Here is a 14,248-nt window from a genome sequence, read left to right on the forward strand (position 1 = left end):
ATACACCCCTTTGTTTGAACGTGAACATTTCTCCCATCCCCTTTGTGAAAAAGTAGCGTCTCTATCGGTCGAGGATAGAGGCGTTTCTTTGTTTTTATGTAATAAAATAAGGACTCAACTAATGATTATTAGCTAAGTCCTTAACGTGTATTATTTAAGACGCCATAATGTAGCGTGAGTTGTCTGGATTCGTTCAATCTTTTGTTGCAGCATACGTTTCTTTAGTTCACGTTCGGCTGCTTGTTCTGTTAATGAATAGATAAATGCTATTTCATTTGTAGAAAGTGTATGGAATTTTGAAAATAAGTCCTCTATTGATGGTAAAGGCTGACGTACAAGCTGCTCATTGAGCATTTCTTCTAAAATATGTTCATAAACTTCATAGGCATAGCTACCACTAACCTTTAGTCCCTCATCTTCTATACATTCATTGAAAAATACGATACTTGGGACTTCGTCAACTTCCATTTCACGTTTAATGTATAAATCACATTGGAAAGCTCGTGCTGCTTCCTTTGAGCCGAAGTCAACGGTAAATTCATTCATATCTAGTTGAATATCCTCTGCGATCTTTAAAAGAGTAGCATAGGAGTTTACATCTTGATGGCTTAGTAATACATATTCTTGTAATTTCGATAAATATCGTGCACCTGCGCGTTTGCCCTGTAATTCGGCCGCTTTAATAGCGATAGAAGGTAATACAGGATGATTAATATCTAGCTCTATGCCTGATATACAACCCTTTACACGCTTGCTTAAGCAGTTTAAAGAAGTAAGCTCAGTGCTTAGAACAAAACGCCAAGTGAAGTAATGGTTGTATTCAAGCTGTAATTTACGAAGTACAGCTTGCATACTAAAAGCTTCAGGACAAAGTGGATCTACGAAAATATACAATTCAATAGGCTTATTGGCAGTAGAAATCGTTGGCGTTGGTTCTTGTAGCATTTGAATATTATTCACGTAACAATTCCCCCTCATCGTCATTAGGCGTATTAACCATGTGATGAGCTGTTAATACTAAACGTTGATAATAAGTTTCACGGAACTTCCCTTCCAAACCTACTTCATCCATAGCTTCTGACATACATTCCAGCCAAGCTTGTGCGCGATCTGGTGTAATCGGAAAATTCATATGACGTGCACGCATCATTGGATGTCCATGTTCTTCAGTAAAGAGATTTGGTCCACCTAAATACTGTGTTTGAAATTGAATTTGCTTACGGGCTGTCTCTGTTAAATCCTCTGGAAAGATTGGAATAAGATCAGGATGCTGAGCAACTCTTTTATAGAATGCATGAATAAGCTCTGCCAGTTTTTCAGCCCCCAGCTCCTCATAAGGAACAGTGTATTTTCGACTCATAAGTTATATGCTCCTTTAATTCTTTATATCGTAAAGTACCATTTACATACTCCGTCATTAAAATGTGAATTTCTTGTGACTACCTTCATTCTATCAACGTCTTTTCGTTTTCACAAATAAAGAGCTCTTTCGAATTGTTGTTCGCTATAAAAGCACAAATTTCACCACAGAGGGTGAAATTTGTTGGAAAATAGATAGATAGTAAGAATAATGCGATTACACGGTGAAGTAATTCATTACTTTTTTGACATAATTCTGTGTTTCTTTGAAAGGAGGGATGCCTCCATATTTTGTGACACGAGAAGCGCCAGCATTATAGGCTGCTAATGCTAGTGTAGGATCATTATTAAACTTATCTAGCATTTGGCGCAAATATTTTGCCCCAGCCATAATATTTTGTTCTGGATCAAAAGCATTGGTAACTCCTAGATACTGTGCTGTTTGAGGCATTAATTGCATCAAGCCTTGGGCTCCTGCATGACTAACTACAGATGGATTAAAATTAGATTCTTGTTTTATAACGGCTGCAATAAGCTTCTCAGGTACACCATAGGTTGCTGAGGCCTTTTCGATAATAGCAGCATATTGATCTGCTCCTGCCAAGGAGTTTGCATAGGCAGTTGAGCCAATCACATTATCTGAAACATAGGAATCAAGTTTTGTATGCTCATAAGAGCTTGTTAATGCCTGCTTAACGGATTCAGGAATGTACACAGCATTAGAACCTTTGTATAACAATGATTCAAGCGTGCCTTCTGAAGTATTAGCTAACTGATTGAAGATATCAGCGTTTGCTGTGCCTAGACCTAGTAAGCTAGAAAGCTTGGCATTGCTGGCAGTTGAAGCATCCCCTAATAATTCATTCATCATGTCAGAGAAAATAGATTGATTGTCTGTCAAAGCGTTTGTGGCTGAACCATCTGTCGATCCAAGTGTTTGTAATGCTTGAATCTCCATTAAAGATCTTAGTGATTGAATATCCAAGAAGTTAGTCACCTTTCTTTTTATACTATTATAAATTTTGCTGCTGTAAAGCCTTCATAAAGCGGGCGATTTTCTTATCAGTTTCCTGCTTTGGAATACCATATTGTTGTAAAAATTCGTCGAAGATTGCTTTTCCTTTTATGGCATCTTTTGCTTCATATTCTACCTCATAATCGTCGCACTGCAAATAGTAAGAATGGTCAAAAACAAGAAGCCCCTCTTTATATGGAATTTCGACACGATCTGTAGTAAGTGAGCCAAACACCCGTAATTGGTCTAAGGGAATGCCATGAAGGGCAAGTTTTTTGGCAACCTCTTGAGCAAAAAAGCCTTCGCCCTCCAGCATTTTCTGAGCTTGATCTGCTGTTAATGGGTCCGTAGTTTCAAGGTGAGCATGCTCAGCATTTTTTTCTTTCAGTGTACATTCATAATATTCACCGATTTGCCTAATGCGCAGTCCACTTTGTAGCTTGCGAATCGCATGAGTAGGTGTGTCGAAATAATGATTTGTTTGACGATGAATAGCATTATTACGAATGTGGAAATCTTGTAATAGTTGCTCGTATTGATGTTTAGTTAGGAGATTTTTAAACTCGATTTCAATTTCTTGTGTCATTTATATTCACCTATTTATTTTTTTATTTTTCATTCGCTGTTTCGCTTGATTTAACATTTACACACTGCAACTATTTACCCTCTGTGCTAAAATAAGAGGAAGAGTACAACGAAAAGGGGAACCGCACGTGCGTAAAATTTATACAATAGAAACATCGAATTTTGAACAAGATCAACTTCATTTTAGTTTAAACGACAATGAAGTAAATTTACAGTTAAAACCTGCTGGACAACTTATTGCAGATTCAGATGATTTTGCATTTATTTATCTACTGGATGCAGGCGAAGACTATCATTACTTGCGTTTTCCACCGAGTAGTTGGGAAAATCTTGTACATATTTTACAAAAAAAGAAAGATCCAATACTACGAATAAGTGAAGAAGCAATCGAGCTTACAAATTTCTACGATGAATTGGAAATGCTCGTGTATAATATTGAAGGAAATTACAATTACGGGGCAGAATTTGTCCAAACAGTGGAACAACACTTCAAGGCAATTCTCGCTGAATAGAAAGACAAAACGAACAGACGGTGTTCGATACCGAATGTCGGGAGGTTTTTGTGATGGGACAATGGGAAATATTTTTAAGTCCTTATAAACAAGCAGTAGATGAACTAAAAGTAAAATTAAAGGGCATGCGTTCGCAATTCGGTATTGTTAATGCCAATTCACCTATCGAATTTGTAACAGGTCGTGTAAAGCCCTTAGCAAGTATATATGATAAAACATTGGAAAAAGGGTTAGCTTTTGAGCCATCTAAACAACTTGGTGATGAACTCGGTGATATTGCCGGTCTTCGAATTATGTGTCAATTTGTTGATGATATTGCTACAGTAACGGAGCTTATTCGTCAACGAAAAGATATGCGTGTAGTGGAAGAACGCGATTATATTACACATAATAAGCCAAGTGGTTATCGCTCCTACCATATGATTGTTGAATACCCTGTTGAAACGATTCAGGGGAAAAAGGTAGTGTTAGCCGAAATCCAAATACGAACACTCGCTATGAATTTTTGGGCATCTATTGAGCACTCTTTAAATTATAAATATAAGGGCATGTTCCCAGAGGAAATAAAAAATCGCTTGCAAAGTGCGGCTGAGGCGGCATTTCGCTTAGATGAGGAAATGTCATCTATTCGTAGTGAAATTCAAGAAGCACAGGCGTATTTCAGCGAATACAAGGAAGCATCGAATCCTAATTTACTATCGGAGAAGGAGCGTGACTCACAATGAAATTTGCGATTCAATCACGTCGAGATGCACAATCCAATGAGCTAATGGAGCTAGCTAAAACCTACTTACAGGATTTTGGCTTAACGTATGATGAGGAAGCACCAGAAATTGTTGTCTCTATAGGTGGAGATGGAACGCTTTTACATGCCTTTCATCGATATTCTCATTTATTAGATCAAGTGGCATTTGTCGGCATCCATACAGGACACCTAGGTTTTTATGCAGACTGGAAGCCTTCAGAATTAGAAAAATTAGTTTTGTCCATTGCTAAAAAGGATTTTAATGTGGTGGAATATCCGCTGTTAGAAGTGAAGGTGGAGCATCATAATGCAGAATCAAATACGTATCTAGCTTTAAACGAGGCAACAGTTAAATCGCCAGATGTCACACTGGTAATGGACGTTGAGTTAAATGGCAATCAATTCGAGCGTTTCAGAGGAGATGGTCTTTGTGTGTCAACTCCTTCTGGAAGTACAGCCTACAATAAAGCGCTTGGAGGAGCAATCATCCATCCAACTTTAGCAGCACTTCAAATTACAGAAATTGCATCGATTAATAATCGTGTATTTAGGACAGTTGGTTCTCCATTAATTTTACCCGCCCACCATCATTGTGTTTTACGTCCAGTAAATGAACAAAACTTTAATATGACTGTGGACCATTTACAAATTACACAGGGTGATGTAAAGGCAATTGTATTTAACGTGGCTAATGAAAGGGTACGTTTCGCACGTTTCCGTCCATTCCCATTTTGGGAACGTGTGCATGAATCTTTCGTTGCAAATGAGTAAGATGGATACAAGATTTACATTGCGCTTTATGGCTAAGAAAGAAGGCCAATTATTACGAGAAGCTCTACAAGAATGGCGTATATCTAAGCGAGCATTAACAGCTATAAAGTTCGATGGGGGATTATTAACGGTGAATGGGATCGAACGTAATGTGAGATATGCTCTTCAAGTTGATGATTGTGTGGAAGTGACATTTCCTCCTGAGGAAAAGAGTGAGGGGCTCATGATCGAGCATGGCGATTTGGCTATTGTATATGAAGATGATACAATCTTGGTGTTAAATAAACCAGCTCACCAAAGTACGATTCCCTCACGTGAACACCCAACCAATAGTGTTGCCAATCTAGTTTGTGGCTACTTTGAGCAGCAAGGATTAGCGTCCACTGCTCATATTGTAACGAGACTTGACCGAGATACTTCAGGTTTACTCTGTATTGCCAAGCATGCACATATTCATCATTTGACAGGCTTGGCTCAGCGTAATGGGGAGATTTCAAGGCAATATGAGGCAATTGTCCACGGACATGTTGACCAGGATAGCCAATCAATCGTGGCACCTATTGGGCGTAAAGCAACAAGCATTATTGAGCGAGAAGTACGTGAGGATGGGCAATATGCTCATACAGATGTAACCGTCATCCAACGTTTTTATTTAGGGAATGAACCGATGACACATGTAGCTCTTAAATTGCATACAGGACGTACACATCAAATTCGTGTACATATGTCGTCTTTAGGTCATCCACTTGTTGGTGATGAACTTTATGGAGGAAGTCGACTTCATATGGACCGTCAGGCACTACATTGTGTGTCCTTAAATATGACACATCCCTTAACAAGTGAACATTTGCAGTTCACAAGTATGCTTAATGAAGATATGCAAAATTTGCTTAAAGGATCTTCCGCTTAATATTATGATAAGGAGATGTTCGCACGACGGGCATCTCCTTATCATTTTTGATAGTAAATAAAGTGTTCTTTACACCCTGTTCATTTGACAAGTACAAATATAGGGTATAGTGAAAACGTCACGTTTTTTTAGGAAGGAATACCATTATATTGAAGGGCATGTAAATCCTCGTGGAAATAAACAAAAAAGGGTTTGCAGAAGGGTATAATTCGCTCTATTATATAGAAGGTAGATTTACGGCATTGCCCGTAATAATGATGGATAGCTCGGAAGGAGGGGACAAGCATGATAGAGGATAGAAATGAAAAGGATGATGTGCAATTTGACGAAGCACATTTACGAGGCATGCTCGAAGCACATAATATTGACGCATTCCGTGATGAGTTTTTAGAACTTCATCCATATGATCAGGCAACGTTTTACGAAAAGGTGGAACCTGATATAAGGAAGATCATCTATTCGTTCTTGTCTCCAACAGAAATGGCTGATATTTTTGAGGCAATCGAGATTGAAGATGATGAGTATAAAGCATATCTAGCTGAAATGGATCCATCTTATGGGGCAGAAATGCTTTCTCATATGTATGCAGATGATGCAGCCGATGTTTTAAATGAACTGGATATGGAACAACGTGAAAGTTATCTGGAAATGATGGATGAGGAAACGGCTGAAGAAATTAATGAGCTACTAAGCTATGATGAATATACAGCTGGGTCCATTATGACAACTGAATATGTCGCTATTCCAGAAAACTCTACAGTGCGTTCAGCAATGGCCATTTTACGTAAAGAGGCACCGGATGCTGAGACCATTTATTATATTTTCGTAGTAGATGAAAAGCACCGTTTGACGGGTGTTATTTCATTAAGAGATTTAATTATTGCCGAAGAGGATACACTTATTCGTTCAATTATGAATGAACGTGTCGTTATGGTACATGTAGGAGATGACCAAGAGGAAGTTGCACATATAATGAAAGATTATAATTTCTTAGCGACACCTGTTATTGATGATAAAGGTGAATTACTTGGGATTATTACCGTCGATGATATTATCGACGTTATTGATGAAGAGGCATCTGAGGATTACTCTAAGTTAGCCGGTATTTCCGATATGGATAAATTTGATGTCACACCACTCCAAGCTGCCAGAAAACGTTTGCCATGGTTGGTGGTACTCCTGTTTTTAGGTATGCTAACAGCCAATTTAATGGGGCAATTTGAGGATACTTTAGATAAGGTTGCCTTATTGGCAGTCTTTATTCCGTTGATTTCAGGAACATCGGGGAATAGTGGAACACAAGCTTTGGCCGTAGCTATTCGAGGTATTGCTACAGGTGATGTAGAAGAACATAGTAAATTAAAATTACTGCTACGAGAAGCGGGCACAGGCTTAATTTCAGGAATTGTTTGCGGCTTAATTGTCATTGGTATCGTTTATTTTTGGAAACAAGAACTAGTACTTGGGATGTTAGTAGGTGCTGCACTTTGTGGCTCGATTTTAGTTGCGACATTAGCTGGTTCATTTATACCTTTGTTAATGCACCGTTTAAAAATTGACCCAGCTGTTGCCTCTGGCCCGTTTATTACAACTTTAAATGATATTACAAGTATTTTAATTTATTTAGGTTTAGCAACAGTTTTCTTAAGTCAAATAGGCTAAGAACCAATTTACTTACTTTCGCATATTGTATGGAAAAAGGGGAAGTGAGTATTGTGGGTCAAGAACCACGCTTGTTTATAAAATCACCATCGTATTTTTTAAATATTTCTAAGGTGTTGCATGAACTTGATTTAGATGAAAGTACATCTGTATACGTCAAGGACAATACTTATGTAGATGAAACGGTTGACGAAGAAGAAGAAGAAGTTGTAAAAGATGTGGAAGTGGATCCGCATTTACTAAAACAACTTCAATTTTTAGAAAAGCCATTTCGTCAGCGAGCCTATCAGCCGCTTCTAGTTTGTTTAAAAGATGGTAGAAAATTAACTGGTTCTGCTTCAGATGTACAAAATGATTCTTTAATGCTTACCTCACTAGAATTAAAAACACAGGAAATCATTTATTTTGAAGATATAAAACAAGTCCTTTGGCGAGGAAGACAATTACCATCATTATAAAAAAAGTGTACAGCAGAGGATGCTGTACACTTTTTTTTATGTGTGTGTGTCAAAGGTGAAAGAAATTAGTCACAAATCCCTAAGTCAACATCAGCGATACATTGTACAGCGCAGAAGCAAGATAAGTCTACAGTAATACAGCTATCTGTTGAGTTCCAATCATCCACTTTACAGATCTTCTTCATATTTACGCAACAGCCGTCACGACTTAATAAATCTACTGTACTTTCACTAGAATCGAATGTACATAGAGGTTCTAAAACACGTAAAGTCGCACAACACTCATCAAACATATCTTCAACGCGGAAGAATACGGATGTACAAATACAAGGATCTGCAGTTGGGGAATTAAAGAATGCTTTGAAAGGAGTACCATCTTTTGTAATTAACATAAATACACGTGTATCTGCTTGAGAGCGAGCAGGACTAACAATCCCGCCTAGTGGTTCTAAGAAACAGTTTGCTGTACATGGAGAACACTCATCTCGCACCGCTTGATTTTGAATATCTAAAATAGCGCGCACTACGTCACAAACGCAGCCTGCTGAATGGATTGGTCCAATAGGATTTGTTGGCTTACCACAACCCATATTGTCACCTCCTTTCCTTGTTACTACTTCTACAATATGTGCTTTTCAAATTTGGACTCGGGCTATTGTATCTATGAATAGTTTTTTTATGTGTGGAGAAACTTTAAAGAAAAGGAGGGTAAAACTTGAGGCTACTTGGAATGACGTTACCTCTCTTAGTCGTTTTGCTGTTAAATGGTTGTGCTGAAAAAGAAAAATTTATCGTCTACGGTCCATCCCAAAATGGAAGTGAAGTCGAAGCCCTTATAAAAGAAGAGGACTATGTGGAACGATCAACCGTTATCCATTATGACGATAGTATGCTTGTTGCAGTACAAATTAAACCATGGGAAAAGTGGAAAAAGACTAAGTTAGAGAAAAAGTTGCAGAAAAAATTTGATGAGAAATATCCAAATAAAGATGTTTTTGTCTCAGCTGATTATAAAATTTTTTATGAAGCCAATAAAATAAAAAAGGATCAGATTGAAGATAATAAATTGAGCGATAAAATTAAAGAACTTAAAGAGCTAGCAAAGGAGAAGACATAAATGGAAAAAGAGCAATATCAGCAGTTGGAGCAAAATGTGACACCAAAGCCTCCATATATAAAGAATATAGCAAAGGCGTTTTTTGTCGGCGGTCTTATTTGTACAATTGGCCAAGCTGTGTCCCTTTTTTATATTATATTCTTCAATTTTACAGAAGCGACAGCCGGTAATCCAACCGTAGCTACAATGGTATTTTTTGCTATGTTGCTAACGGGGCTTGGTCTATATAAAAGAATGGGTCAATTTGCTGGGGCAGGTTCATCAGTGCCAGTAACTGGATTTGGTAATGCCGTTATTTCCGCAGCCATCGAGCATAGATCAGAGGGCTTAGTATTAGGAGTTGGCGGTAATTTATTTAAGCTAGCAGGGTCAGTGGTTTTATTTGGTGTAGTAGCAGCGTTTTTCGTAGCACTTATTAAATATATCTTCGTGATGATAGGAGTGGTTTCATGGTAATCGTTTTTCAATCGAAACCATCCCTATTAGCAGGTGGAGTTGTAGCAGGCCCATTAGAGAACCGAAGTATTTTTAGTCAGTATTTTGATGCTGTGTATGATGATGAACGTTGGCAAATGAAAACCAATGAACAGGGGCATCGTAAAATGATTGAAGAAGCATGTGATGCGGCTATGAAGAAAATGAACGTACAAGGTGGAGATATTGATTATTTAATGGGTGGAGATTTGGTCAATCAAATGACACCGACCAATTTTGCAGCAAGGGATTTAGAAATACCATTTATTGGACTATTTTCTGCGTGTGCCACCTCTGTTTCTTCCGTCATTATTGCTTGTCTTTTAACAGAATTAGGTGCTGCTAATTATTCATTAGCCGGTGCGTCAAGTCAGCATAATGCGATAGAACGTCAATTTCGTTATCCTATCAATTACGGTGCACAAAAGCCACAAACTGCTCAATGGACTGTAACAGCTGCTGGCTATGCGCTAATCGGTAAACACCGTGAAGAGTATCCTTCCATCGAAGCTGCCACAATTGGAAAATCTGTGGATTACGGCATGGATGATCCTTTCCATATGGGTGCTGCAATGGCACCTGCGGCCTTTCAAACGATTCAATCTCATTTACAACAACGAAATCAAAAAATTTATCATTACGATTTAATTTTGACGGGCGATTTAGGTCAGCTTGGGTTAAAGCTTTTGAAGGGAATGCTTGTTGAAAATGGTGTGAAAAATGAGGAACTAACTCTTTTACGCGATGCAGGTGCTGAGTTTTATGGGCAAGATGAATCCTTTCAATCAGGGGCAAGTGGTGCAGGCTGTTCAGCAGCTGTTTTTTTTAGTTACGTTCTTCAGCAGATGCGAGCGGGTAGCTATAAGCGTGTATTACTAGTGGCAACTGGGGCATTATTGTCTCCATTATCGTTTCAACAAGGTGAGACGATTCCATGTACGGCACATGCCATCGAAATTACAATGAAATGAGGCATAAATTATGGTAATGACATTTGTATTTGCATTTATTGTTGGAGGCATTATTTGCGTCATCGGCCAATTATTAATGGATGTCGGTAATTTAACACCGGCCCATACATTAAGTACACTCGTTGTCCTCGGTGCTATATTGGATGGTATGGGGTTATATGAGCCATTAATTAATTTTGCTGGCGCAGGAGCTACCGTACCCATTACCTCTTTTGGTAATTCTCTAACACACGGGGCAATGGCTGAGGCAGAAAAGCATGGACTGGTTGGCGTCTTAACAGGAATGTTTAAAGTAACAAGCTCAGGTATCAGTGCTGCTATTGTTTTTGCTTTTATTGGTGCATTAATTTTTAAGCCTAAAGGAAATATCGACTAGACGAATACCCCTCCCATTTCTACAACCCAAACATATTATAGGTTGTAGAAGGGAGGGGTGCTTTTATGGGATATCAAGGCTGGTCCTCACAACCGTATGGAAATAATGTTGGTGGGTGGAACAATAGCTATTGCGGAGGCAATAACTATAGTTATTGTGGAGGCAACAACTCTGGCTATGGTTCAACATTTGTTCTAATTGTTGTTCTATTTATTCTTTTAATTATTGTTGGCGCTACTTACATCTAATTTGATGAACATATTGTAAAGGCTTTAACTCTTATTTAGAGGGTTCACATACCTAAATAAAGTTAAGGCCTCCACCATTTGTGAATGCTTCGGGCAAGTCGCAAGGTCAAATTGAGTTTTAATGATAGGAGGGAAAACATGCATCGCTCGTTATTTAATTCAATTGAGCAAAAAACAGGTGTTTCGATGGATGAAATCTTCGCATTAGCCAATGCCATTCAACATGCGGATTTTACAAGTGAAAAACAAGTAAGAAAAATCGTACGACGTGTTGCTAAGATATCTAACAGAACGATTACACAAGAGTTAGAAGATAAATTAGTACAATCTATTATTCAAGATGGAGCATCACTAGATTTCGATAAAATCACTAGAATGATGAAGTAGCGCATGGCATATCTACTTGGCAAAGCAGCTTGTTACGATAGAGTAGATAAATGGTGGCAAGCGGATTTTGGTTTAAAAAAGGGTGTTACGACATTGAACAATATCGTAACACCCTTTCATTAAATTTTTTTCTCCATTGCTCGATGCGGAATACCAGCATCCAGAAATTCTGGAGAAGTTACCGCATAGCCAAGCTTTTCGTAAAATGGAATTGCATGGCTTTGCGCGTGAAGCTTCAATGTTTCTTTTGGGATAGAAATGGCGTATTTCTCCATTTCCTTCATTAGTAAAGCCCCTAATTTTTTACCACGTTGAGATTGTAAAATACAAACACGTTCAATTTTTGCTGTATTGTTTTCAATACTACGTAAACGCGCTGCTCCTACAGGCTCATCGTCCTCATACATAATAAAATGCGTTGCAGTTGCATCTTCAGCATCACATTCCAAATGGAGTGGAACGCCTTGCTCTTCAACAAAAACTTTTTTTCGTACAGTAAACGCATCATCATGTTCTTGCTTTGTTTCAACAATCTTAACGTTATACAATCATCACTCAGCTCCAGACAAACGGAATGTTTCGTATGTTGTCCATGAACCGTCTTCTAATTGATATAGAAGATGAATGCGATCAATTGTATCTTTTTCATCTACACCAGTCATACGTAATTGACCAAAGATGTCGTCATGCTCAGAATCCGACATTTTTTGAGCGATTGTAATATGAGGTACAAATACATGTTTCGTTTCCCCATAAGAAATATTTTCTTGGATTTCATGTTGGAAAGCAGCTAATTGTTCAGTTGGTTCAATGCGGAAATAAATGGCATTGGTTGTAGGGAAAAACGAACTGATGCGTGATGCATGAATGTTTAAAGGCGCATATTTAGCAGCAAGCTCATCCAATTGCTTAACGATGGTTTGAATTTCTTCTTCAGACGCATCAAAGCTGTCTTTTAACGTCATATGCGGTGTAATCTTCGCAAAATGAGGATCATATCGTTTGCGATAAGTGTTCGCTAAATCTTGCAATTTTTTTGATGGAAATGCCACAATACCGTACTTCATAGTCCATTACCTCCCGTAAATAAACAATTTTTCTATTTAAGTATATCAGAAAATCCAATTTTCGTAATTTAATCACTCACATTAATTAAAATTTTCAATTAATGCACGTCGAAGGTCTGGTTTCCAATATTTCCATGTATGATTGCCATCAAACTCGTCATAAAATATAGAGAACCCTTTATGGATCATAAGATCATGGAGCTGACGATTAGGTGTTAAAAAATCCTTCACAGATTTATCCATAGTCACTACTTGGTCTTCACCCTTACCAACTATATGGTATATAGAAATGGCTGCTGGATCTTTGAAATTTTCGACTGCCTTCAAAACGTCATCATCCACGTATGGTGATTGAAGAATGACCTTGCCAAAAATACTGGGATACTTTAATGCGGCCATTAAGGAAGCTGTAGCAGCCATCGAATCTCCAATTACTCCACGACTCATACCCATTTGATACGTGGAAAACTCGTTATCTAAATAAGGTACTAGCTCATGTGCTAAAAAGCGGAGATAAGCTTCATGCTGCTCACCACTAGGAATATATTTATGACGTCGATCGTTAATATCTTTGTATGGAACAAAAGCAATAATTAAATTTTCGATTTCATAGTCATCAATCAGTTCATCAGCTAGCTTTGTAATACCACCAAGCTGGAAATAATCTTTACCATCTGATGCGATTAGAATGTTGTATTTATATAGTGGAGAATAATTTGCAGGAACATAAATATAGAGCTGTAATTCTTCCTGTAATGCCTCACTATAGAATGCTAAATCCTGTACTGTTCCCTTATCCAATGATGACACTCCTTCTTATGTTTGTAACAAAATTGTACCATATTACGAAAGTAAAGGTATAATAGGTTGGGCTAGCACTATACTAGCAATAAAATCGAAATGAGGGGTAGCTTATGCATAATAAAAGTATTCGTGTGCACTCTGATGAAGTAGCGAAGGCAGCACATGCCGCGTTAATTCGTAGAGGTGTGGCGATCGAGGATATCGCAAAAATTGTTTACGAAATGCAAAAAACCTATAATGAAGGTTTAACACTGGATCATTGTGTTCATTCGGTTGAGCGTGTACTGCGTAAACGAGAAGTGCAACATGCACTTTTAGTAGGAATTGAATTAGATGAGCTAGCTGAGAAAAAATTATTATCATCACCATTACAGCAAATTATAGAATCTGATGAAGGTTTATTTGGTGTGGACGAAACAATCGCACTAGGATCTGTTTTTACATATGGCAGCATTGCAGTAACCACATTTGGTCATTTAGACAAGCAAAAAATTGGCATTATTAAAAAATTAGATACTGAGCCTGGGCATCATGTTAACACGTTTTTAGATGATTTAGTTGGCAGTATCGCGGCTTCTGCAGCATCACGAATTGCTCACCGTATGCGTGATTTAGAGGAAGAGGGCGAGACATTTGCGGATATCGAGCCAGAAGAGCTAGGACCAAAGCCAAAATCACATAATGAAATATAAAATGAGTTTCTACTATAAAAAATAACTTTCTCAAATATGGGAAGGATAGACAAAGCCATCGAGAATTTTTACTCTCAATGGCTTTTGTCATTTTA

Annotated in this window: 21 protein-coding genes; 13 read left to right on the plus strand and 8 right to left on the minus strand. The window is 38.0% G+C overall.

The window, feature by feature from the left end:
• Positions 1–150 precede the first annotated feature (150 nt).
• The 4 genes from AC1Q6O_RS02115 to AC1Q6O_RS02130 all read right to left on the minus strand — a co-directional run bounded on the left by AC1Q6O_RS02115 (position 151) and on the right by AC1Q6O_RS02130 (position 2,960).
• A complete protein-coding gene (locus tag AC1Q6O_RS02115) occupies positions 151–960 on the minus strand; it encodes a DsbA family protein (RefSeq protein ID WP_008181503.1) in 810 nt (269 codons plus the stop codon).
• A complete protein-coding gene (locus AC1Q6O_RS02120; RefSeq protein WP_008181502.1) occupies positions 953–1,360 on the minus strand; it encodes a globin domain-containing protein in 408 nt (135 codons plus the stop codon). Before AC1Q6O_RS02120 ends, AC1Q6O_RS02115 begins: the two co-directional genes overlap by 8 nt.
• A 216-nt stretch (positions 1,361–1,576) precedes the next feature.
• Positions 1,577–2,344 carry a lytic transglycosylase domain-containing protein gene (locus AC1Q6O_RS02125; protein ID WP_492400894.1) on the minus strand — a complete coding sequence of 256 codons (768 nt, stop codon included), beginning with the start codon at positions 2,342–2,344 and terminating at the stop codon, positions 1,577–1,579.
• 28 nt (positions 2,345–2,372) lie between these two features.
• Entirely contained in the window at positions 2,373–2,960 is a 588-nt protein-coding gene (locus AC1Q6O_RS02130) for a CYTH domain-containing protein (RefSeq protein ID WP_008181498.1), read from the minus strand.
• 127 nt (positions 2,961–3,087) lie between these two features.
• Between AC1Q6O_RS02130 and AC1Q6O_RS02135 the strand changes: the two genes are divergently transcribed.
• The 6 genes from AC1Q6O_RS02135 to AC1Q6O_RS02160 all read left to right on the plus strand — a co-directional run bounded on the left by AC1Q6O_RS02135 (position 3,088) and on the right by AC1Q6O_RS02160 (position 8,017).
• Positions 3,088–3,471: a UPF0738 family protein gene (locus AC1Q6O_RS02135; protein ID WP_036123426.1), complete on the plus strand. Its 384-nt coding sequence runs from the start codon at positions 3,088–3,090 to the stop codon at positions 3,469–3,471.
• 53 nt (positions 3,472–3,524) lie between these two features.
• The gene (gene yjbM / locus AC1Q6O_RS02140; protein WP_008181494.1) at positions 3,525–4,196 is read left to right on the plus strand and encodes a GTP diphosphokinase; all 672 of its coding nucleotides are present in this window, start codon (positions 3,525–3,527) and stop codon (positions 4,194–4,196) included.
• Entirely contained in the window at positions 4,193–4,987 is a 795-nt protein-coding gene (locus tag AC1Q6O_RS02145; RefSeq protein ID WP_025116813.1) for an NAD kinase, read from the plus strand. Before yjbM ends, AC1Q6O_RS02145 begins: the two co-directional genes overlap by 4 nt.
• A gap of 1 nt (position 4,988) precedes the next feature.
• On the plus strand, positions 4,989–5,897 hold the full coding sequence (locus tag AC1Q6O_RS02150; protein WP_328038663.1) for an RluA family pseudouridine synthase: 909 nt from the start codon (positions 4,989–4,991) through the stop codon (positions 5,895–5,897).
• 285 nt (positions 5,898–6,182) lie between these two features.
• Complete coding sequence (gene mgtE, locus AC1Q6O_RS02155; protein WP_492400895.1) at positions 6,183–7,559, plus strand: magnesium transporter; 1,377 nt, start codon at positions 6,183–6,185, stop codon at positions 7,557–7,559.
• Between the two features lie 29 nt (positions 7,560–7,588).
• Positions 7,589–8,017 carry a hypothetical protein gene (locus AC1Q6O_RS02160; RefSeq protein WP_008174264.1) on the plus strand — a complete coding sequence of 143 codons (429 nt, stop codon included), beginning with the start codon at positions 7,589–7,591 and terminating at the stop codon, positions 8,015–8,017.
• Positions 8,018–8,082: 65 nt separating this feature from the next.
• Here AC1Q6O_RS02160 and AC1Q6O_RS02165 read toward each other — a convergent pair whose 3' ends face one another.
• A complete protein-coding gene (locus AC1Q6O_RS02165) occupies positions 8,083–8,607 on the minus strand; it encodes a CotY/CotZ family spore coat protein (RefSeq protein ID WP_008174263.1) in 525 nt (174 codons plus the stop codon).
• A gap of 125 nt (positions 8,608–8,732) precedes the next feature.
• Here AC1Q6O_RS02165 and AC1Q6O_RS02170 point away from each other — a divergent pair, with 125 nt between their 5' ends.
• The 6 genes from AC1Q6O_RS02170 (at position 8,733) to AC1Q6O_RS02195 (ending at position 11,590) form a co-directional block, all read left to right on the plus strand.
• A complete protein-coding gene (locus tag AC1Q6O_RS02170) occupies positions 8,733–9,134 on the plus strand; it encodes a YhcN/YlaJ family sporulation lipoprotein (protein WP_225316259.1) in 402 nt (133 codons plus the stop codon).
• Positions 9,135–9,590, plus strand: coding sequence for a stage V sporulation protein AC (gene spoVAC / locus AC1Q6O_RS02175; RefSeq protein WP_008174259.1), 456 nt, complete (start codon positions 9,135–9,137; stop codon positions 9,588–9,590).
• A complete protein-coding gene (locus tag AC1Q6O_RS02180) occupies positions 9,584–10,579 on the plus strand; it encodes a stage V sporulation protein AD (protein ID WP_008174258.1) in 996 nt (331 codons plus the stop codon). The genes spoVAC and AC1Q6O_RS02180 overlap by 7 nt, the downstream gene beginning before the upstream one ends.
• Positions 10,580–10,595: 16 nt before the next feature.
• The gene (gene spoVAE / locus AC1Q6O_RS02185; RefSeq protein WP_008174255.1) at positions 10,596–10,955 is read left to right on the plus strand and encodes a stage V sporulation protein AE; all 360 of its coding nucleotides are present in this window, start codon (positions 10,596–10,598) and stop codon (positions 10,953–10,955) included.
• A gap of 65 nt (positions 10,956–11,020) precedes the next feature.
• Positions 11,021–11,203 carry a YjcZ family sporulation protein gene (locus AC1Q6O_RS02190; protein ID WP_012292972.1) on the plus strand — a complete coding sequence of 61 codons (183 nt, stop codon included), beginning with the start codon at positions 11,021–11,023 and terminating at the stop codon, positions 11,201–11,203.
• A gap of 138 nt (positions 11,204–11,341) precedes the next feature.
• Complete coding sequence (locus AC1Q6O_RS02195; RefSeq protein ID WP_008174251.1) at positions 11,342–11,590, plus strand: stage VI sporulation protein F; 249 nt, start codon at positions 11,342–11,344, stop codon at positions 11,588–11,590.
• 119 nt (positions 11,591–11,709) lie between these two features.
• Here AC1Q6O_RS02195 and AC1Q6O_RS02200 read toward each other — a convergent pair whose 3' ends face one another.
• From AC1Q6O_RS02200 to AC1Q6O_RS02210, 3 genes are all read right to left on the minus strand, one after another.
• Positions 11,710–12,138: a GNAT family N-acetyltransferase gene (locus tag AC1Q6O_RS02200; protein ID WP_008174248.1), complete on the minus strand. Its 429-nt coding sequence runs from the start codon at positions 12,136–12,138 to the stop codon at positions 11,710–11,712.
• Positions 12,139–12,141: 3 nt separating this feature from the next.
• Positions 12,142–12,657, minus strand: coding sequence for a YjcG family protein (locus AC1Q6O_RS02205; RefSeq protein WP_008174247.1), 516 nt, complete (start codon positions 12,655–12,657; stop codon positions 12,142–12,144).
• Between the two features lie 81 nt (positions 12,658–12,738).
• Positions 12,739–13,458, minus strand: a complete 720-nt coding sequence (locus AC1Q6O_RS02210; protein WP_096363628.1) for an alpha/beta hydrolase — start codon at positions 13,456–13,458, stop codon at positions 12,739–12,741.
• Positions 13,459–13,571: 113 nt separating this feature from the next.
• Here AC1Q6O_RS02210 and AC1Q6O_RS02215 point away from each other — a divergent pair, with 113 nt between their 5' ends.
• Positions 13,572–14,153 carry a phosphatidylglycerophosphatase A family protein gene (locus AC1Q6O_RS02215; protein WP_008174245.1) on the plus strand — a complete coding sequence of 194 codons (582 nt, stop codon included), beginning with the start codon at positions 13,572–13,574 and terminating at the stop codon, positions 14,151–14,153.
• The last annotated feature ends 95 nt before the right edge of the window (positions 14,154–14,248 follow it).

It is taken from the genome of Lysinibacillus sp. GW823-FHT06C08 (assembly GCF_058795135.1).